At 76.3% G+C, this 503-nt stretch carries 1 pseudogene; it reads right to left on the bottom strand.

The features are described from left to right. Positions 1-396: pseudogene (locus KGQ19_RS48865) on the bottom strand (hypothetical protein); the annotation flags it as partial. Positions 397-503: the final 107 nt, after the last annotated feature.

The raw sequence follows: 503 nt of genomic DNA on the forward strand, positions 1-503 counted from the left end.
GAACCCTGACACACCACCCTCCGAGAACAAGCCCTCCGGCCTCGCAGCCCGCGCCACCGCCGCAGCCCGCGCCCGCTTGCCGCGCGGCGCTGCCAGCACCGGCACTGGCACCGAGCCCGCACCTTCCGAAGGCAAGGCCGCCAGCTCCCTCGCCGCCCGCCTTTCCCGCCGTGCTCCGAAGTTGCCGACCCCCAGCACCCCCATCTCCGCCGCACCATCGCCTGACCCCGGCGCCTCCGCCACCGGCCCCTCCGAGCCTGCCGCCAGCGCCTCCAACTCCCTCGCGGCCCGCGCCACCGCCCGCTTGTCCCGCCGTGCCGCCCCATCGCCGAGCCCTGACACGCTCGCACCATTGCCCGACACCGGCACCTCCGCCGGTCCCTCCGAGCCTGGCAAGCTCACCGGCTCCCTCGCCGGCCGCCTTTCCCGCCGCGCCGCCCCATCACCGAGCCCTGACACGTCCACGTCGCCACCATCTGGCCCCGGCACACCCGCCACCGACC

It is taken from the genome of Catenulispora pinistramenti, assembly GCF_018274385.1.
In the GTDB taxonomy this organism is placed as follows: domain Bacteria; phylum Actinomycetota; class Actinomycetes; order Streptomycetales; family Catenulisporaceae; genus Catenulispora; species Catenulispora pinistramenti.